An 18,193-nucleotide genomic window follows, 5' to 3' on the forward strand; every position below is an offset into this window, starting at 1 on the left:
GGCATCAGCGCCGTTTCGCCCGTGGCCGTCGCGAAGCAATCGCGCTTCCCGATGTCCGCTATGGGTCGAAAGCGGACGTATGAAGTCGACTCGGGGCAGCGCATGTCCACGGGGATCCAAGCTTAACCCCGACTCGCCCTTGCCCACCGGATGCCCCTTCAGATCAGGCTCTCAGCCCGCAGCCGGCATCGCAGCGCGGCCTGGGGCAGCAATGTCCGCTTCCGGCCAGCAGCCGTCATCGGATCACCATTCGTTCCAATACCGAAAGCCTATCTTGCAGTTGCTGTTCGGTGTCGGCCATCACCCAAATATGCGCGACATACCCGTTCTTTCTATCCAGCATCGATAAGGTCTGCCGGCCCCACGGCTGCTCGCCCTCTGTCGCGTCCAGGTGATACCACGCGACGCGCCTACCCGCGACCCGGCCCTTGCCGCTACGGACAGCTCCGTCCGAATGAAAGCTGGGATGGTTGCCGAGATAGACGCCGAAGGCGGTGGCTTCCGAACCAGGTTCACGGGCGTAGTAAACATCGAAGTCCGGTCCTTCTTGGTAGGACCAAGCCAAATTGGAGTAGCCAGGCAACTCGGGACACACTTCAATGGATCGCGCCGCTGCCGACGCGGAGAAGGCCATCGCAGCAGCAAAGACAACGAGGTGTTTCATGTGAACTCCAGATCGACGAATGCATTGCCGAAAGACCTCGAATAATGTCCGGTTAGGGCCGAAAGCGGACATCAACACCGCGCCATGCTCCATGACCCCCCACCGCCCGCAATCACGAAACCCGACGCTTCCGCACACCAACCCCATGCTCGTACACGAGCTTCCCGCCCATCCACCCCGCTAGACCCATGACGACGAAGCCCAGCGTGCTCAGTCCGATGCCGAGCGCGTCGGGCCGGGCCAGCGTGGTTCCGTCCAGGCGGAAGAACAGGCTCGCGGCGTAGCAGCACCAGGTGGTCATCATGAGCAGCATGTGGCGCGTGGCGTCCCGGTTCGCCGCGCTGTCGGCGTCCAGTTTCAGCAGTTCGACGAAGCCGGTCGCCATGGCCGCGAGGGCGGTGACGACGCCGACCACGATCGACACGCCCGCGAACCGCCACGCGGGCTCTCCCCACAGCAGGCTCGCGAGGTCGCCCGCGGTGCCCAGCGACCACGTCGCAATCGGGAAGTGGACGAGCGCGGGGTGCAGCGGATGCCTCATATTCCCAGCACCGCGCTGAGCAGCGTGAGGAACCCGACCATGGCGACGCCCGCGTGCAGGAAAACCACGCCCTTCGGCGCGACCTTCTTGCGCAGATGGATCGACGCGAGATAGAAGCCGCCCAGCGCCGCCAGGACCAGCAGACCCAACGCCGCGGTGACGCGTCCGGCCGCCGAACCCTGCAGCACCACGACGACCAGCAGCACCAGGCCGCTGGCCCCCAGCAAGGCGTGCAGCAGCGAGATGGCCCAGGGCGCCAGTCGACCCCTCAGCACGCTGGCGGCCAGCACCAGCCCGCCCAGCGCGGCGATGGCGAAAATGCACAGTGCATAGATCAACATGTCGGTCCTCCGTCGGGTTCTGAAAGCAACGGCGCGGTGATGTCAGTCGCCACGCGAATCGGTGTCCTGCATGCGAAGCCGTTGCATCACCGCGTCGGTCATGCGATCGCAGCGCGCCCCGAGGAACGGGAACGCGTCGTGCAATGTCTCCGACAAGGTGTCGTGCAGCGCCGCACGCAACAGGCGACGCGCGCGGTGCAGGCGCGTTTTCACCGTTTCGGGACGCAGGTCGAGGCTGGCCGCGGTTTCCTCGACCGTGCAGTTCTCGATTTCGCGCATGACGAACACGATCCGGAACGGCTCGGGCAGATGATCGATGGCCTGTTCGATCAACCTGCGCGCCTGGTCGCGCGCCGTCGCGGCGGCGGGGTCCTCGTCGCCGAACTTCGCGGGAAACGGAAGGATGCTTGCGCTGTCCATCTGCGATGCCTCGATTTGTTCAACACCCACGACAAGGCGAAGCCCGCGCAGTCGCCCATAGGCTTCGTTGAGCACGATGCGCGTCAGCCAGGTCAGCAGCGCGGCGTCGCCCCGGAAGGTCGGGAGCTTCTCGAACGCATGCGCATACGCCTCCTGGACCACGTCCTCGGCTTCGGCGTCGTCGTTGACCACGCCGCGCGCCACGCGGAACAGCCGCTGGTTGCTGCGCCGCATGATGTGGCGGAACGCCTCGCGGTCGCCATTACGCACCGCTCCCACCAGCGCGGCGTCGTCCATCGAGGCGTAGTCGACGGAAAGCATGTTGCCTGGCCTGGCCATGGTGTTTTCCCTCCTTCTACTCATCGGATGCGGCAGCGGGCGTGAGGTTCCCGGGTTCGCACCGCTGAGGCTGGCAATCCCTCAAGAGGACCAGCCTGCCTGCATCAGTGCGTGCGCATGGCCACGAACCTGGCACTGGCCCGCGCCCCTCATCCCACATGCTAAGTTCGCAATCAAAGTCGCAGGAGCGACCAGGGGGACAGGGGCATGATCAAGCGATGGACGGCCGGCGTGCTGCTGGCGTGCGCGATGGCGTTCGGTGCGCACGCCGCGGCGCCGAAGGTCGGCAGCGGCGACGTGCCGCCGGACCTGTTCGGCAGGGACGAATCGGGCCAGCCGATCTCGCTGGAAAGCCAGCGCGGCAAGGTGGTGATCGTCACCTTCTGGGCGACATGGTGCCCCTACTGCCTCAAGGAACTTCCTGTCCTGGAGAACATCCAGAATCTCGCCGGAAAGGACCGCATCGAAGTCATCGCGGTCAACTGGAAGGAAGACCGCAACACGTACCGCGCCATCAAGCGCAGGCTCAAGGACCTGACGCTGACCCTCACCAGCGACGCCACCGGCCGCATAGGCGAGGCCTACGGCGTCCAGTCGATCCCGCACATGCTGATGATCGGGAAGGATGGACGCGTGGACAGCGTCCGTCGTGGCTACACCGAAGACGACCTGGACGAGATCGCCGCCGATCTCAACCGGCTGTTGAAGGCCCCTGCTCCCGATGCCACGACGGCAGCGTCAGCTGCGACGAGTCCGCCGGCTGCAACCGGACCTGCGCCCTGACTCCTGACGGACGCCGCTGCGCGCGGCGCCCTCAATCGTCTGCCGATGCAGGAGGCGCGACAGGCGCTCTGGCGTCATGGATCACCTCCCCGCCCCGCACGGTCATCCGCACGTCGGCGTACGCGTCCGACGCACGTTGCGGATCGGTGCCGAGCACGACCAGATCGCCCGCGTATCCCTCCTCCAGCCGGCCGCGCACCTTCGATTGACCGAAGCGCTGCGCCGGCGCGGTGGTCAGGCTGGCGAGAATCTGCCGCCAGTCCAGGCCGGCGCCGGCCATCAGGCGGTACTCCGCACGCGTGTCGTAGATCTCGATGTAACCCGCGTCGGTGCCGAACAGGATCTGCCCGCCGCCGCGCGCCATCGCCCCGAGCTGCTGCTGCGCGCTGCCGACGAAACGCTTCACCACCGATTCGGGCGCGTTCTCGCGACGCAGCTCGGATTCGAACAGCGTCAGCGTGGGCACGAAGGCCACGTCTTCGGACTTGAGGCGCTCCACGAACGCCGGCGACCACTCGCCCGCATCCGGCGCCGCATGCACCAGCACATCGACGCCGCTGTCGAGCGCAACCTCCAGGCCCGCCTGATCGGTTGGATGCGCGAACGCCGGCTTGCCGTGCGCGTGCGCTTCGTCCACCGCGGCGCGGGCGATCTCGCGCGACATCGGCAACACGCCTTGCGGTGGCCCGACGATCGCGCCGGTGAACAACTTCACGCCGTCCGCGCCCGCTTCGAGCTGCGCCGCCGCGCGCGCCCGCGCCTGTTCGGCGGTGGCAACCTCGCCGCTGGGCGTTTTCGTGCGCTGCCACAACTCGCGCACGTAGATCGGCGTGCCGTGCTCCGGGAAGAACGGCATGTCGACGGTCAGCAACTGCGGCCCGACGACTTCGTCCCGCTCGATGCGCGCGCGCAGGGCGCGCACGTCGCCCGGAAGCGAGGAGATGTCGAACAGCGTCGTGAAGCCCCAGCGCGTGAAGCGCTCGCGCAATGCGTCGTTCAGCGCCTGGGCGGGTCGTTCGTCGGGATCGAGGAACGGCGGCGAGGTCAGGTGCACGTGGCTGTTCCAGAAACCCGCGGTGACGCTGGTGCCGCGGCCGTCGATCACGCGCACGCCGTCGGGCACCTTGATGCTCCCGCGCGGACCGACCGCCGCGATGCGACCGTCGCGGATCCACACCGTCGCATCGTTGATCGGTGCGACATCGGGAGCGGGATACACCCGTGCCCCGACCACCGCCAGATCCTGCGCCAGCGCGGGACTCGCCAGCGCGAGGAGCACGGCGCCAGCGAGTGCGTGAATTCCTTGAACGACGTTCGCCATTGGGCGCTCCTCATGTGGAAAGCCGCATCGTGCGACACGCGGCCTGAGCGGTGAACCGCCAGAAGTCAGGAAATCGATCCGCATCTCCGCACCGCACGCGAGGCGGTCATCCACTGTCTGGATGCGCCGCATGTTCGACCAGTTGCATGGCGAGCCTGGCCCACGGCGGACGCTGCCCGACGAAGAGCGCCTCGCGCGGCTCGAACAGCGTCGGATCGTCCAGGCTGCCCGCGTAGATCGTCACGAACCCTGGCGCCGACTGCGGCGTGCCGAACAGCAGGCTGCCGCATTGCGTGCAGAAATTCCGGATCGCGGGCTGGCCGCTGCCGCCCTGCGTGATCGACTGCCTGATCGGCCCCGATGACGCGAACGACGTCTTGTCCACGCCGAGCACCGGCACGCCGCCGGTGCCCGATGCGCGCTGGCAGTCGCGGCAGTGACATACGCAGGAAAACAGCGCCGGCCCCGGCGACCGGTACTGCGCCGCGCCGCACAAGCATCGACCGGTGATCATCGACCGCCTCCGGTGTATCCGCTGTCGGGCGAAGACTACTCTGCTATCCAGGCGCGCGCCCGCTCCGGTAGCCCGGGTAAGCGAAGCGCACCCGGGGCCGACACCGCTGCAGCCCTATCCGGCCCATCGATACGCACGCGCTCGCCTCCTTGGCCGCTCAAGGCAACGCCATTACGTTCGGCTGTAATACAAGGCCGAACCCTGCCCGCCTTCGGGCAGTGCACTCCGCAACCGCACCTCACCCCACGCGATCAAGCAGGAGAGAACCGATGACCAGGTGGACGACGTTGGGAAGCATCGCGGCGCTGGCCTGCGGCTACGCGGGGTGGTCGGATGCGCAGACGGTCGCCGCCGCGACGTCGGCGCCTACACCCGCAACCGGCACGGCCACGCAGGGCGATCGCCTGGTGCTGGCCGACAACGAGTCGTTCCTGCTCCCGCTGGACGACATGAAGAACGTCCACCCGAGCTATCCGCAGGACCTGCTTGGCCGCAACCTGCCGCCGCGCACGGTGTGCCTGAAGGTGGGCATCGACGAGAAGGGCACCGTCACCGTCGTCTACAAGGCGCCGGTCACGGAGTTCTGCCCCGCGGGTGCCGAGCCCGAGTTCCTCGCCGCATCGGAACAGGCCGCCCGGACGTGGAAGTTCGACCCCGCGCTGCGGTGCGTTTTCCGCAATGTGGCGGACAAGGAGCGCGCCGTGGCCAGTTGCGACGGCGGCAAGTCGGTTCCGCAGGCCGTCACGCTGGTGTATCGATTCCGCTTCGAACAGGCCGACGGCAAGCCCAAGGTGCATGTGATCGGCGGATAGCGTGCGGCAGCCCGCCTACCCCGTCGTTCCCTGATGCAGCGTCAGCCACTCGCGCGGCGACGAGCCCGTCCTCCTGCGGAATGCGCGCGATAACGACGGCGCATCGACGAATCCCAGGTCCAGCGCGACCTGCTTCACCGATCGCCCGGCGCGCAGCAGCGAGGTCGCCACGTTGAGTTTCCAGTCCAGCGAATACGCGGCCGGCGTCGTGCCGGTGGCCGCCTTGAACGCGGCGGCGAACGCGCTTCGCGACATGCCCGCGGTGGCGGCCATGCGTTCGAGCGACCAGTCCGCATCCGGGGCTTCATGCAGCGCGATCAGCACCTTGGCGAGCCTCGGATCGGACAGGCCCATCATCATTCCCTGCGACACCCGCGCTTCCTCCGGATGGTCGAGGATCCATCGCAGCACCTGGATCAGCACCACTTCGAACAGGCGGTTGACCAGCAGCCTGGAACCGCATCGCACCTGATCGGATTCGGCGAACAGCAGGTCCAGCGCGGCGCCCAGTCCCGCGATCCGTTCCAGCGGCAGCGCGACGAGATCGGGCAGCGACTGGACGATCGGGTTGCGCGCGCCGCCGTCGAAATCGAGCGTCGCGCAGGTGAAGTCCGAGCCGTCGACCGGCGGGTTGATGAACTCGTGATGCACCGCGCGCGCAAACAGCAGCAACGTCGGCTCGGAGAGATGCGTGCGCGACTTTCGCGGTCCCTGCCCGTGCAGCATGTCCATCTCGCCCCGGCGCAGCACGTGCAGGAAACCGCGACCGGGTGTCGCGTCGAACACCTGATGCCCGCACAACGGGCCGGAATGGAACAACGAGGCCTGGACGCGGAAGCGTTCGAGCACCGGCGTGAGCCGGTCGATCGGAGCGCGGGCCGTTTCCGCAGTGGTCGCGGATTCCTTGGACGGAATGCCATCTTTCAGCGACATATCACCACCAATCGTCCCGGGCGGGTCCCTAGTATGCCCCTCAACCGGCCATCCCGGACGGTCCAACAGGAGCCCGATCTCATGTCCCGCATTCCCCTCATCAACCCGCAAGAGACCCACGGCGAACGCCAGGCCCTCCTCGGCCAGATCCACTCGGCGTTCGGCGCCACGCCCAACATGTTCCGCGCGGTCGCCAACTCCACCGCCGCATTGAAGAGCATGTGGGGCGCGTTCGGCGCGCTCGGCGGCGGCGTCATCCCGGCGAAGCTCGGCGAGCAGATCGCCGTGGCGATCGCCAATCGCAACGCGTGCGGATACTGCCTCGCCGCGCACACTGCGCTGGGCCGCAAGGCCGGCGCCAGCAGCGAGGAGATGACCGCCGCGCAAGGCGGCGAATCGCAGGATCCGAAGACCGCCGCCGCGCTCCGCTTCGCGCTGCGCGTGGTCGAAGGTCGCGGCGGAATCGCGGACGCCGACGTCGCGGACCTGCGCGCGGCCGGCTTCGACGACGAGGAAATCGTCGAGATCCTCGCGCACGTCGCGCTGAACCTGTTCACCAACTACGTCAACGTGGCGTTCGCGGTTCCGGTCGATTTCCCCGGCGTCAAACTGCGTTGATGCCACATCGCTCCAGCGCTGGCCGGGAATGCGCCCGGCCAGCCATTCGAGGACGACTCCGATGTCACAGGCCTACGTTCCCATCAATTGCGAATTCCACGACGTGCTGGAAGCGACTGCCGTGCGCAGGCAGCCGGCGACCATCCGTTATCTCGATGAAGAGGGACACCTGCGCGTCGTTCAGGCGCGGATTCTCGATCTCCATGCGGCCGATTCGGTGGAGTACATGCGCCTGGACGATGGCGGCGTCGTGCGGTTGGATCGGATTGTCGGCGTGGACGATGCGGAACGCGGAGCCTTCGAGGCTTGAGACCCACGGGGTGATCCAGCTCGATCTCCGCTGTCGGCCAATAGCAGACATGGGCCAACGCCTGATCGAGCTGGCCAGCGAAGCGGGCTCGGCTTGAATGAATTGTCAGCCATCATCGGGCGAACCCGAAGAGAGCACCTTTCCATATCCGCCAGGTGTTCGAACGCGGCGGACGCACGCAGGCCACCGCCTATGTGCGTGCGACGTTCCCCGGGCGGGATGGCGCCGTTCCTCCCGCGACGGTACTGGCGAGCGCCGGGCAATCCAATCGAACCTGCACGCATGCCATTGCTGGTGTCGCATCTGCAGGCCCCCGCCCGCACGATGCGACTTGAACAGATGGAAGGCGATGGGGTCCGAACGCCGTTGGCCGTCAAGAACCAGCAAGCGCTGAGGTCCTGTTCGACCCCGGCATCCTTCGAGGCTGCGTCTTCACGGAGCTACAAACCCGTCATTCCCACCGGAAGCGTACTATCGCGACCAGGCACAAGCCGACCAGGGAGCGGAACCTCATGAAGACGAAGATGCACTGGCTTCTTTCCACCGCGATGTTCTGCTGCGCGACGTCGGCAGCGGCGGGATCGACGGATACCTCGCCGCTGGTGGGCCGTTGGGCGCTCGACGTGTCGAAGCTGGCGATGCCGCCGGATGCGCGTCCGAGAAGCGTGACCATGGAATTCCGCGATGCCGGCGACGGGAAATGGACGACGCAGGTGGTCATCGTGCATCCCAGCGGCGAGCAGATGCATGCCGAAACGTCGCTGTCGCTGGACGGCAGCCCCGGACGCATCGGCGGCAACTACTGGGCCGACGTATCCGCGGTGAAGATGCCCGCGTCGAACGTGCTGGTGATGCAGTTGGCCGACGACGGCAAGCCGGCGTCGACGCGCATCTATTCGGTCGGCGGGGATCGCGCGACGATGACCGAAACCAAAGCCATCTTCGGCGACGACGGAACGCCGATCCTGCAGACCAACACCTTCACGCGCCTGCCATAGCGCGCCAGGGGCGCACCCGCCGCGCAGCGCGGGTGCGCCGGATTCCGTTCAAGATCCGGTACGGATCGACAAGGGCCGCCGATCGCGAAAGCTCCCATCACGCGGGGTTCGATGCGCACCTGGATAAGCCGCTTGAGAACGCCCTACCCGCTGCACCCGCCACAACACACCGAAGGCAGCCGCTGCACGTCCGACGCGGACACGTCGCACCCCGCATCGCGCAGGACGGACACGAGCGTCGGTATGTCGAACACGCCAGCGATGCGGAGCGAACCGCCGTCCGCATCGACCAGCGCGGCGGGGTCCACTTCGCGGAGGGCTTCGTCGATCCGCGCGAGATCGACGGAACCCAGATCGAGGGCGACGGCGAATTCCATGCGGTGTTCCTTTGTGGTGTGGAGCCTGCGCGCGAGCCGCTGCCGATCGATCGCAGCGCAACGGCTCCGCAAGGAAAGGGCCGCCCGCTAAGGCGGCCCGGTGGCCTTACCGGGTGACGACCAGCTTGCCCTTCATCAGCATCGAATGGCCCGGGAAGCTGCAGAAGAAGCTGTAGTCGCCGCCGGCGGTGAGCTTCTTGCCGGGGAAGGAGACCTTCGTCTTCTGCCCGCCGCCGACCAGCGTGGTCGCGGCGATCACGCGCGCGTCGGCCTTGTTGACGTAGTGGCCGGCGACGCCCGCCTTGATGCCGTCGCGTGCGACGGCGTCCAGGTCCTTCGTCGCGGTGACGACGACGTTGTGCCCCATCGCCGCGGCCGGCAGCTTGCCGGTGTGCGTGAGTTCGACGGTGATGGTCGGGCACGATGCGGAGACGGTGGCCTCCTTCAGATCGAACTTCATCGCATCGTCGCCCTTGAGCGCGACGGTGCAGTTGCCGGCGGCCTGGGCGAATCCGGCAGCGCCGAGCAGGCCGGCGAACAGGAGGGAACGGGTGACGAACTTCATGGCGACTCCTTTGGATGGAAACGTGTGGGTGAAAAGCGAAGCGAAAGTCAATGCGCGGCCATCGGAACGGACAGGTGATCGCGCACCGTCTCGACGAAGCGCGGATCGGGTTGCAGGCCCGTCACCTCGCTGCGCGCGACGATGCGTCCGTCGCGGTCCAGGAGGATCAGGACGCTGGTGTGATTGAACGTGCCGTCGGGCTGCGCGCGATAGCGGATGCCCAGGGCCGCCGCGAGCGTGCGCACGTCGGCGTCGTCCGGGCGGAGCAGCCGCCAGTGCGCGTCGTCGAGGCGATGCGCCTGCGCCACTTCCCGCAGCGCGGCGGGCGTATCGCGCGCCGGGTCGATGCTGATCACCGCGAAGTCGAGCGCGTCGCGCTGCCGCGGTTCAAGGCGCGTCTGCAGTGCCTTTCCGCTGGCGACGATCAGCGGACACATCAGGTGGCAGTTGGCGTAGAACATCGAGACCATCGTCGGCCGGCCGCGCAACTGCCGCCACGCGAGCGGGCGACCGTCCTGGTCGACGACGTGCGCGTCCACCTGGTAGACCGAATCGCCGGGAAGCGGCGTGTCGTCGGCGATCGCGGGCATTGCCCCCGCGAACAGCAGCGCGATGACGTGAAATCCTCGAAGCAGTCGTTTCATGGCGAACTCCGCGCGCAACGGAAACCCAGGTTGCCCAGCGTGTTGCGCGGCTCCATCGCCGACAGCAGGGCGACCCGTTTGAGGATGGCGTAGTCGTCGCGATTGGCGAACGACAGCCCGGTGGCGCCGCAGAACTGCAGGCGGTCGCCGTCGTCGGACCCGCGCTTGTCGGCGTCGCCCAGCAACGTGGCGTAATCGCCGACCCACTCCCACGCCGCGCCGTGCATGCCGGACACGCCGTACGCATTGGGCAGCGCGCCCGGACGCGCGTCCATCGCGCGCGGCGTGCCGTCGTCGAAGGTGCGTGCGCGCCATGCGGCGTCGCCGCGGGCGTCGTGGCGGGCGGCGTCCGCTGCGGCGACGTACTCCCATTCGGGCCAGTCGGGCAGGCGCGCGCCGATCGACTTGCAGTACGCATCGGCGGCGAACCAGCTCACGTGCGTCACCGGCGCATCCTCGCGAACGGCATCGCCGGCGTCGTCGGCATCGCGCCAGTTCGACAGATAGCCCGCATCGGCGAGCAGCGAAGGCACCTGCCCGCGCTTCCATTGGGGATGCGTGCGCACGAACGTCTCGAACTCGGCAACGGTCACCGCGCGGACGGACAGTTCGAAGGCGGCGACATCACGCGTGCCGTTGTCGCCTTCGTAACGAACGGTGGATCGGATTTCGCCCGCCGGAATCTCGACGAACCGCCCGGCGGGCTCCGCTTGCACTGCCGGCGCCGTGGCCGCCAGCAATGCGGTTGCGAGGATGGAAGCGGCAAGCATGCGATTGCCCTCCTCTCGTTTCGTGCTTCAGTGACCGGCCTGCGCCGGCGCCGTGTATTCCCCGCTGGCCTGCTGGCCGGTGTAGATCGACGCGTCCTTCTCGCCGTCCACCTTGAGGATGCCGAGCGTGCCCTTGTGGAAGGTGCGGAAGATGCTGTGGTCGACCAGCACGAAATTGCCCGGCACGTCCGCCTTGAACTCGACAATCGCCGAACCACCGGCGGGCACCAGCGTGGTCTGCACGTTCTCCTGGTACTTCGAACCGCCTTCGGTGTAGACCTTGTCGAAGATCTCGCCGATCACGTGGAAGCTCGACACCAGGTTCGGACCGCCGTTGCCGACGTACATGCGGATCGTCTCGCCCGCCTTCGCCGTCAACGCGTTGTCGCCCGTCAGCGCGCCTTCCGAACCGTTGAACACCACGTAGGTCGGATGCTCGTCGATGGCCTTTTCCAGGCTGAAAGGCTGCAGTCCCGGATCGCCGTGCTTGCCTTCGGTGTAGAAGTCGCCCTGCATGACGTAGAACTCCTTGTCCACCTTCGGCAGGCCTTCCGGCGGCTCGACCAGGATCAGGCCGTACATGCCGTTGGCGATGTGCATGCCTACCGGCGGCATCGCGCAGTGGTAGACGTACAGGCCGGGATTCATCGCCTTGAAGGTGAACTTGCTCTTGTGGCCCGGCAGCGTGAACGTCGCTTCGGCGCCGCCGCCCGTGCCTGTCACGGCATGCAGGTCGATGTTGTGCGGCATGTGCGAGTCGTGCGCGTTCTTCAGCGTGAACTCCACCGTGTCGCCCTGGCGCACGCGGATGAAGCTGCCCGGCACGGTTCCACCGAACGTCCAGAAGTTGTAGGTGACGCCGTCGGCCAGGCGCATGTCCTTCTCGATCACTTCCAGATCGACGACGACCTTCGCCGGTTTGTTGCGGTTGGTCGGCGGCGGCACCAGCGGCGGTGCGGTGAGCACGGCCTGGATGGTGTCTTTCGGCGCCGGGGCTTCGTTGTGGTCCGCGGCGACCGCCACCGGCACGCCGAAGCCGAGCGCGCATGCCAGTGCGTAATGCAGCAGCACATTCCCCTTTCCCTGTGTTGCACGAATCATGGGTTGCTTGCCTTGCGAATGGCTTTCCAGCCGTTGGGCGCACATTAGGTACGCCACCGCATGCACGCCTTGATATAGGTCAAGCCTTTCGTTGGCCTGTTCAGCCGATTCGGCACGATTTGATCAGGATCATTTTTGCGGTGATCCGGCACGCGGAGACTTCGCTCCGACACGCGACCTGCGCGCAGGTCGCCAGCGAATTCCTCGACACGACCGGTGACTTCCATGCCCTGCTCCACTGCGTTCCGCCGTCGCGACCGCATCCCCGTCGCGCATCCGCTCTGCGTCGCCCTTTCGCTGCTGATCGCCGGCACGTGCGCGGCGGCCGACGGCACCGCTCCACATCACGCGGGCGACGGCATGGTCACGCTCGACACGCTCGTGGTGACCGACGTGACACCCACGCTGGCGATGACCTTCGTCACCGACACCAAACTGCCGCGCCAACCGGTTCCGGCCAGCGACGGTGCCGATTACCTCAGGACGGTGCCGGGCTTTTCGCTGATCCGCAGCGGCGGCACGAACGGCGATCCGGTGCTTCGCGGCATGTTCGGTTCGCGCCTGAACCTGCTGACCGATGGCGGCCACATGCAGGGCGCGTGCCCGGCGCGCATGGACAACTCGCTCTCGTACGTGTCGCCGGAAACCTACGACCGTCTCGAAGTCATCAAGGGCCCGCAGACGGTGCTGTGGGGGCCCGGCGCTTCGGCGGGCACGGTGCGTTTCGAACGCGACATCCCGTTCTTCGACGCGCCCGGTGCGCAGTTCAACGGCAGTCTCACGTTCGGCAGCTTCGACCGCAACGACCAGGTGATCGACACGGCTTTCGGCAACGCCGATGGCTACGCGCGCGTCACGGCGAACCGTTCCGAAGCGGACGACTACGAGGACGGCGACGGACGCACCGTGCCGTCGGCCTGGAAGAAATGGAATGCCGACGTCGCGTTCGGCTGGACGCCCGACGCGGATTCGCTGGTGGAAGTGAGCGCCGGCAGGGGCGACGGCGAAGCGCGATACGCCGGCCGTGGAATGGACGGATCGCAGTTCGCCCGGACCACGTACGGCCTGCGCGCGGAACGCCGCAATCTGGAGGGCGCGTTCGACAAGATCGAGGCGCGGCTTTACTACAACGACGTCGACCACGTCATGGACAACTACACGCTGCGCGATCCCGACCCCGACAGCAGCATGCCGATGCCGATGGCGAGCAACGTCGCGCAACGAACGCAGGGCGGACGCCTCGCGCTGGCGTGGAATACGGACGCGTGGGATCTCAACGCCGGCCTCGACGTGCGCGACAGCCTGCATCGCAAGCGCAGCGCGATGGGACGCGATGCGTACCGCAGCCAGCCGTGGACCACCGACGCGCGTTCCGACAACATCGGCGTGTTCGCGGAACTGGGCTGGAACTTCGCCCCGCGACAGCGGCTCGTCGGCGGCCTTCGCGTCGATCGCGCATCGGTGCAGGACGAACGCGCGAGTACCGGCGGCATGATGCCGCAGCCGAATCCGACGCACGGCGTGACGCGCCGCGAAACGCTCCCGTCCGGGCTCATCCGCTGGGAAGTCCAGCCGCAAGGCTCGGCGACGATGTGGCATCTCGGCCTGGGCCACGTGCAGCGCATGCCGGACTACTGGGAACTGTTTTCCCCGACGCTGGGCCCGGCCGGTTCGATCAACGCGTTCGCGGGTATCGAACCCGAACGCACCACCCAGCTCGACATCGGCATGCACTACCGCGAAGGCCGCTGGGACGCGTGGGCGTCGCTGTACGCGGGGCGCATCCAGGACTACATCCTGTTCGAATACGCCGAAGGCACGATGGGCTCGATCACGCGCGCGACCAACGCCGATGCCGACACGCGCGGCGGCGAACTCGGCGTCGAGTTCCGTCCGAACGGCGAATGGAAACTCGGCGGCAGCCTCGCCTATGCGTGGGGCGACATCGACGGCATCGGCGCGATGCCGCAGACGCCGCCGCTGGAAGCGCGCCTCAACGCCGCCTACGACAACAAGCGCTGGTCGCTTGGTGCGCTGCTGCGCGTGGCCGCCGCGCAGGATCGCGTGAATCCGGGCTACGGCAACGTGGTGGGACAGGATCTCGGCACGACGCCCGGCTTCGCGGTGTTCTCGATCAACGGCGGTTACCGCTTCACCAAGCGGCTCCAGCTCGCCGCCGGCATCGACAACCTCTTCGACCGCACCTACGCCGAACACCTGAACCTGGCCGGCAACAGCGCGTTCGGTTATCCCGGCGAACCGGTGCGTATCCACGAACCGGGTCGCAGCGCGTGGCTGAAGCTCAACTACAGGTTCTGAACGCCGCGTGCGTCGCGCGGGCAAAGTGCCGCGCCCTTGACTTCGGTCAAGGGCAGGCACCCGGGTGCGGACCTAGCCTGAGCACCCGACCTGCAGAGAACACCTCGATGATCGCCGTGCACAACCCGCAACCGCTCGACGAGCGCGAAGCGCGCATCACCCGCGCACTGCGCGAATTCGATCCGGACGCCGTCGTCGATTTCGAATCCGAAAACGGACAGCTGAGCATCTCGACCGTGCTCGACGAACTGGAGGTCATCGCCATCCTCGGCGGCCTCGGCGTGGACGCGGCGCCCAAGCGCGTCCGTGGCGAGGACGAGGACGCCCATCGCGAGGGCGGATGCTGCGGCGGCTGTGGCTGCGGCTGATCGCCACGCCCCTGCATCACGATGAGTTTCCACGATCTGCGCCAGTTCCTCGATCTGCTGTCCGCACGCGGCCAGCTGCTCGAGATCGACGCACCGATCGATCCGGAACTGGAAAGCACCGCGCTGAGCCTGCGCGCGCTTCGCGCCCGCGGGCCGGCGCTGCTGATGCACAACCCCACCGGATCGGCGCATTCCTTACTGGGCAATCTGTTCGGCCATCGTTCGCGCATCGAACTGGCGATGGGCGACCGGCCGATCGCATCGCTGCGCGAACTCGGCGAGCTGCTCGCGGCGATCAAGGAACCGCGCTGGCCGTCGAGCCTGCGCGGCGCGCTCGCGACGTGGCCGGAACTCGCGCAGCTGGCGCATGTCGCGCCGAAGCGCGAGCCCGATGCGGCGTTCGATGAGGAAGTGCTCGAAGGGGCGGACATCGATCTGCGCCGCCTTCCGATCCAGCGCTGCTGGCCCGAGGACGTGGACCGCCTGATCACCTTCGGTCTGGTGATCACGCGCGGCACGCGGCAGGAGCGGCAGAACGTCGCGATCTACCGGCAGCAGCCGATCGGCCGCAACCGCGTGATCATGCGTTGGCTCGCCCATCGCGGCGGCGCGCAGGATTACGCGAGCTGGCAGGCGGCGCATCCACAGCGGCCGTTCCCGGTGCTGGTGGCGATCGGTGCGGACCCCGCGACAATGCTCGCCGCCGTGGCGCCGGTGCCCGACACGCTGTCCGAATACGAATTCGCCGGCCTCCTGCGCGGCGCGCGCACGCGCGTGTGGCACAGCGAACTGACCGGACTCGATGCGCCCGCCGGTGCGGAAATCCTGCTGGAAGGCTTCATCCATCCCGACGACACCGCGCTGGAAGGCCCGTTCGGCGATCACACCGGCTACTACAACGTGCAGGCGCCGTTCCCCGTGCTGACCGTGGAACGCATGCGCCTGCGGCGCAACGCGATCTACCACGGCAGCTACATGGGCCGCGCGCCGTTCGACGAGCCTTCGGTGCTGTCGATGGCGCTCAACGACATCTTCGTGCCGATCCTGCGGCGCGTGTTCCCGGAGATCGTCGACTTCTACCTGCCGCCGGAAGCCTGTTCGTACCGCGTGGCGGTGGTCAGCATCCGCAAGCAGTACGCGGGCCACGCGCGGCGCGTGATGCTCGGCGTGTGGTCGTACCTGCGCCAGTTCACCTATACCAAGTTCGTGATCGTGACCGACGAGGACATCGACGTGCGCGACTGGGGCGCGGTGATCTGGGCGATCTCCACGCGCGTGGACCCGGCGCGCGACAGCGTGCTGATCGAGAACACGCCGATCGATTACCTGGATTTCGCGAGTCCAGGTTCCGGCCTGGGTTCCAAGCTCGGCCTGGATGCCACGCGCAAATGGGCCGGCGAAAGCGACCGCGAATGGGGCCGGCCGATCACGCTCGATCCGCGCGTGGAACGCCGCATCGATGCGATCTGGGAGCAGCTGAGCCGCTCGCGCAGCGGCGAAGGCGACTACGGAGGCGACGACGCGCGTTGAGGCGTCACGCCGTCCTTCCCCACGCGACTGGAGTTCCCATGCAACTCGTCTGCCCCGCCGGCAACCTGCCGGCGCTGCGCGCGGCCATCGACGCCGGCGCCGATGCGGTGTACCTCGGCTTTCGCGACCAGACCAATGCGCGCGCGTTTCCCGGACTGAACTTCAGCGACGATGAGATCCGCCAGGGCATCGCCTACGCCCACGCGCGTGGCGCCAGCGTCTACGTCGCGCTGAACACCTATCCCGACAGTGCGCGCCTCGCGCACTGGCATCGCGCCGTGGACACAGCCGCCGGGCTCGGCGTGGACGCGATCATCGCGGCGGAAATGGCGGTGCTCGATTACGCCTGCAAACACCATCCCGCCCTGCCCCGGCACCTGTCCGTGCAGGGCTCGGCGACGACCGCGCCGGCGCTGCGTTACGCGCACGAGCGCTTCGGCATCGCGCGCGCGGTGTTGCCGCGGGTGCTATCGGTGCAGCAGGTGGAACGCCTGTGCCGGACCGCGCCGGTGCCGCTGGAGGTGTTCGCGTTCGGCAGCCTGTGCATCATGGTCGAAGGACGCTGCCAGCTGTCGAGCTACGTCACCGGCGCATCGCCGAACCGGCACGGCGTGTGTTCGCCCGCGAAGTTCGTGCGCTGGGAGGAGCACGCCGGCGGCGAGCGCAGCGTGCGGCTGAACGACGTGCTGATCGACCGTTTCGAACCCGACGAACCGGCGGCGTATCCGACCGTCTGCAAGGGCCGGTACGGCGTCGGCGGCGAGATCTTCCACGCGCTGGAGGAACCGACCAGCCTCAACACGCTGGAACTGCTGCCGCGTCTCGCGCAGGCGGGCGTGGCCGCGCTGAAGATCGAAGGCCGCCAGCGCGGCGCCGCGTACGTCGAAGCGGTCACGCGCACCTGGCGGGCCGCGCTGTCGCGTTATCGCGACGCACCCGCCGGATGGACGCCGCAACCGCAATGGCAATCCACCCTCTCCGCCCACGCCGAAGGTCGCCAGACCACGCTCGGCCCCTACCACCGCGCCTGGCACTGACATGCGACTGACCCTCGGTCCACTCCAGTATTTCTGGCCGCGCGAACGCACGCTGGCCTTCTATCGCGAAGCCGCGAAGTGGCCGCTGCACACGATCCATCTCGGCGAAACCGTGTGCAGCAAGCGACGCGAGCTGCGCACGCGCGACTGGATCGCGCTGGCGGAGGAACTCGCATCGAACGATCGCCAGGTCGTGCTGTCGTCGCTGGCGTTGATCGAAGCCGAATCCGAACTCGGCGTGCTGCAACGCCTGGTCGATCACGGCGGCTTCTGGATCGAGGCGAACGATCTGTCCGCCGTGCAGCTGTGCCGCGAACGCGGCGTGCCCTTCATCGCGGGCCCCAGCCTGAGCGTCTACAACCACGTGGCGCTGGCGATGCTCATGCAGGATGGACTGCGTCGCTGGGTGCCCGGGGTCGAACAGGGCCAGACGCTGGTCGACGAGTTGCTTCGCGCGCTCGACGCGCAGGGTTCGACGCGGCCCGAGGTGGAGGTGATCGCCTGGGGCCGGCTGCCGCTGTCGTATTCCGCGCGATGCTTCACCGCGCGGGCACTGGACGTCGGCAAGGACCAGTGCGGTTTCCGCTGCATCGAACATCCCGACGGCCTGCCGCTGTCCACGCGTGAAGGCCGGCCGTTCCTGCGCATCAACGGCATCCAGGTGCAGGGCGAGGAACTCACCGACCTCAGTCCGGAACTGCCCGCGCTGCGCGCGATGGGCGTGGACCTGCTGCGGCTGTATCCGCAGGCCGAAGGCATGCAGGCGGTGGTCGAGCATTTCGTCGGGGCGCTTGCAACGCGTGACGCGGTCGCACCGCTGGGCCACCGCAACGGGTACTGGCACGGCGAGCCCGGCATGAGCGGCATGGCGGCGGACGCCTGATGCGC

Annotated in this window: 22 protein-coding genes; 10 read left to right on the forward strand and 12 right to left on the reverse strand. The window is 67.6% G+C overall.

Annotated elements, in window-relative coordinates:
• Positions 1-235: 235 nt before the first annotated feature.
• The 4 genes from I4U41_RS00005 to I4U41_RS00020 form a co-directional block, all read right to left on the reverse strand.
• The gene (locus I4U41_RS00005) at positions 236-664 is read right to left on the reverse strand and encodes a hypothetical protein (RefSeq protein ID WP_206858231.1); all 429 of its coding nucleotides are present in this window, start codon (positions 662-664) and stop codon (positions 236-238) included.
• 112 nt (positions 665-776) lie between these two features.
• Entirely contained in the window at positions 777-1,205 is a 429-nt protein-coding gene (locus tag I4U41_RS00010) for a DUF2231 domain-containing protein (protein ID WP_206858233.1), read from the reverse strand.
• Positions 1,202-1,546: a hypothetical protein gene (locus I4U41_RS00015; RefSeq protein WP_242524928.1), complete on the reverse strand. Its 345-nt coding sequence runs from the start codon at positions 1,544-1,546 to the stop codon at positions 1,202-1,204. The genes I4U41_RS00010 and I4U41_RS00015 overlap by 4 nt, the downstream gene beginning before the upstream one ends.
• A gap of 42 nt (positions 1,547-1,588) precedes the next feature.
• Positions 1,589-2,305: an RNA polymerase sigma factor gene (locus I4U41_RS00020; RefSeq protein ID WP_206858236.1), complete on the reverse strand. Its 717-nt coding sequence runs from the start codon at positions 2,303-2,305 to the stop codon at positions 1,589-1,591.
• A 207-nt stretch (positions 2,306-2,512) separates the two neighbouring features.
• On the opposite strand from I4U41_RS00020, the gene I4U41_RS00025 reads away from it, so the two are divergent.
• On the forward strand, positions 2,513-3,088 hold the full coding sequence (locus I4U41_RS00025) for a TlpA family protein disulfide reductase (RefSeq protein WP_206858239.1): 576 nt from the start codon (positions 2,513-2,515) through the stop codon (positions 3,086-3,088).
• Between the two features lie 31 nt (positions 3,089-3,119).
• Here the strand turns inward: I4U41_RS00025 and I4U41_RS00030 are convergent, their stop codons facing one another.
• A complete protein-coding gene (locus I4U41_RS00030; protein ID WP_206858241.1) occupies positions 3,120-4,409 on the reverse strand; it encodes an amidohydrolase family protein in 1,290 nt (429 codons plus the stop codon).
• 106 nt (positions 4,410-4,515) lie between these two features.
• Positions 4,516-4,923 carry a GFA family protein gene (locus I4U41_RS00035; protein ID WP_206858243.1) on the reverse strand — a complete coding sequence of 136 codons (408 nt, stop codon included), beginning with the start codon at positions 4,921-4,923 and terminating at the stop codon, positions 4,516-4,518.
• 269 nt (positions 4,924-5,192) lie between these two features.
• Here I4U41_RS00035 and I4U41_RS00040 point away from each other — a divergent pair, with 269 nt between their 5' ends.
• Positions 5,193-5,735, forward strand: a complete 543-nt coding sequence (locus I4U41_RS00040; RefSeq protein WP_206858245.1) for a hypothetical protein — start codon at positions 5,193-5,195, stop codon at positions 5,733-5,735.
• A 15-nt stretch (positions 5,736-5,750) separates the two neighbouring features.
• Here I4U41_RS00040 and I4U41_RS00045 read toward each other — a convergent pair whose 3' ends face one another.
• Positions 5,751-6,668, reverse strand: a complete 918-nt coding sequence (locus I4U41_RS00045) for an AraC family transcriptional regulator (protein WP_206858247.1) — start codon at positions 6,666-6,668, stop codon at positions 5,751-5,753.
• A gap of 81 nt (positions 6,669-6,749) precedes the next feature.
• Here I4U41_RS00045 and I4U41_RS00050 point away from each other — a divergent pair, with 81 nt between their 5' ends.
• From I4U41_RS00050 to I4U41_RS00060, 3 genes are all read left to right on the forward strand, one after another.
• Positions 6,750-7,286: a carboxymuconolactone decarboxylase family protein gene (locus tag I4U41_RS00050; RefSeq protein WP_206858253.1), complete on the forward strand. Its 537-nt coding sequence runs from the start codon at positions 6,750-6,752 to the stop codon at positions 7,284-7,286.
• A 61-nt stretch (positions 7,287-7,347) separates the two neighbouring features.
• The gene (locus I4U41_RS00055; protein ID WP_206858256.1) at positions 7,348-7,596 is read left to right on the forward strand and encodes a hypothetical protein; all 249 of its coding nucleotides are present in this window, start codon (positions 7,348-7,350) and stop codon (positions 7,594-7,596) included.
• A 512-nt stretch (positions 7,597-8,108) separates the two neighbouring features.
• A complete protein-coding gene (locus I4U41_RS00060) occupies positions 8,109-8,594 on the forward strand; it encodes a LuxR family transcriptional regulator (protein ID WP_206858259.1) in 486 nt (161 codons plus the stop codon).
• 143 nt (positions 8,595-8,737) lie between these two features.
• Here I4U41_RS00060 and I4U41_RS00065 read toward each other — a convergent pair whose 3' ends face one another.
• The 5 genes from I4U41_RS00065 to nirK all read right to left on the reverse strand — a co-directional run bounded on the left by I4U41_RS00065 (position 8,738) and on the right by nirK (position 12,051).
• Positions 8,738-8,971 (reverse strand): hypothetical protein, encoded by a 234-nt coding sequence (locus I4U41_RS00065; protein WP_206858261.1) that lies wholly within the window; start codon positions 8,969-8,971, stop codon positions 8,738-8,740.
• Positions 8,972-9,077: 106 nt separating this feature from the next.
• On the reverse strand, positions 9,078-9,536 hold the full coding sequence (azu, locus tag I4U41_RS00070; protein ID WP_206858263.1) for an azurin: 459 nt from the start codon (positions 9,534-9,536) through the stop codon (positions 9,078-9,080).
• Between the two features lie 47 nt (positions 9,537-9,583).
• Positions 9,584-10,180 carry an SCO family protein gene (locus I4U41_RS00075; protein ID WP_206858265.1) on the reverse strand — a complete coding sequence of 199 codons (597 nt, stop codon included), beginning with the start codon at positions 10,178-10,180 and terminating at the stop codon, positions 9,584-9,586.
• Positions 10,177-10,950, reverse strand: coding sequence for a formylglycine-generating enzyme family protein (locus I4U41_RS00080; protein WP_206858267.1), 774 nt, complete (start codon positions 10,948-10,950; stop codon positions 10,177-10,179). Before I4U41_RS00080 ends, I4U41_RS00075 begins: the two co-directional genes overlap by 4 nt.
• 27 nt (positions 10,951-10,977) lie before the next feature.
• Positions 10,978-12,051 carry a copper-containing nitrite reductase gene (nirK, locus tag I4U41_RS00085; RefSeq protein ID WP_206858269.1) on the reverse strand — a complete coding sequence of 358 codons (1,074 nt, stop codon included), beginning with the start codon at positions 12,049-12,051 and terminating at the stop codon, positions 10,978-10,980.
• Between the two features lie 225 nt (positions 12,052-12,276).
• Here nirK and I4U41_RS00090 point away from each other — a divergent pair, with 225 nt between their 5' ends.
• The 5 genes from I4U41_RS00090 to I4U41_RS00110 all read left to right on the forward strand — a co-directional run bounded on the left by I4U41_RS00090 (position 12,277) and on the right by I4U41_RS00110 (position 18,188).
• A complete protein-coding gene (locus tag I4U41_RS00090; protein WP_206858272.1) occupies positions 12,277-14,370 on the forward strand; it encodes a TonB-dependent copper receptor in 2,094 nt (697 codons plus the stop codon).
• A gap of 107 nt (positions 14,371-14,477) precedes the next feature.
• Complete coding sequence (locus I4U41_RS00095) at positions 14,478-14,738, forward strand: hypothetical protein (RefSeq protein WP_206858274.1); 261 nt, start codon at positions 14,478-14,480, stop codon at positions 14,736-14,738.
• Positions 14,739-14,759: 21 nt separating this feature from the next.
• Positions 14,760-16,268, forward strand: a complete 1,509-nt coding sequence (locus I4U41_RS00100; protein ID WP_206858277.1) for a UbiD family decarboxylase — start codon at positions 14,760-14,762, stop codon at positions 16,266-16,268.
• 38 nt (positions 16,269-16,306) lie between these two features.
• Positions 16,307-17,305, forward strand: a complete 999-nt coding sequence (gene ubiU, locus I4U41_RS00105) for a ubiquinone anaerobic biosynthesis protein UbiU (RefSeq protein ID WP_206858279.1) — start codon at positions 16,307-16,309, stop codon at positions 17,303-17,305.
• Position 17,306: 1 nt separating this feature from the next.
• On the forward strand, positions 17,307-18,188 hold the full coding sequence (locus I4U41_RS00110) for a U32 family peptidase (RefSeq protein WP_206858281.1): 882 nt from the start codon (positions 17,307-17,309) through the stop codon (positions 18,186-18,188).
• The last annotated feature ends 5 nt before the right edge of the window (positions 18,189-18,193 follow it).

Source organism: Lysobacter changpingensis, from assembly GCF_017308985.1.
GTDB classification, from domain to species: Bacteria; Pseudomonadota; Gammaproteobacteria; order Xanthomonadales; family Xanthomonadaceae; genus Lysobacter_J; species Lysobacter_J changpingensis.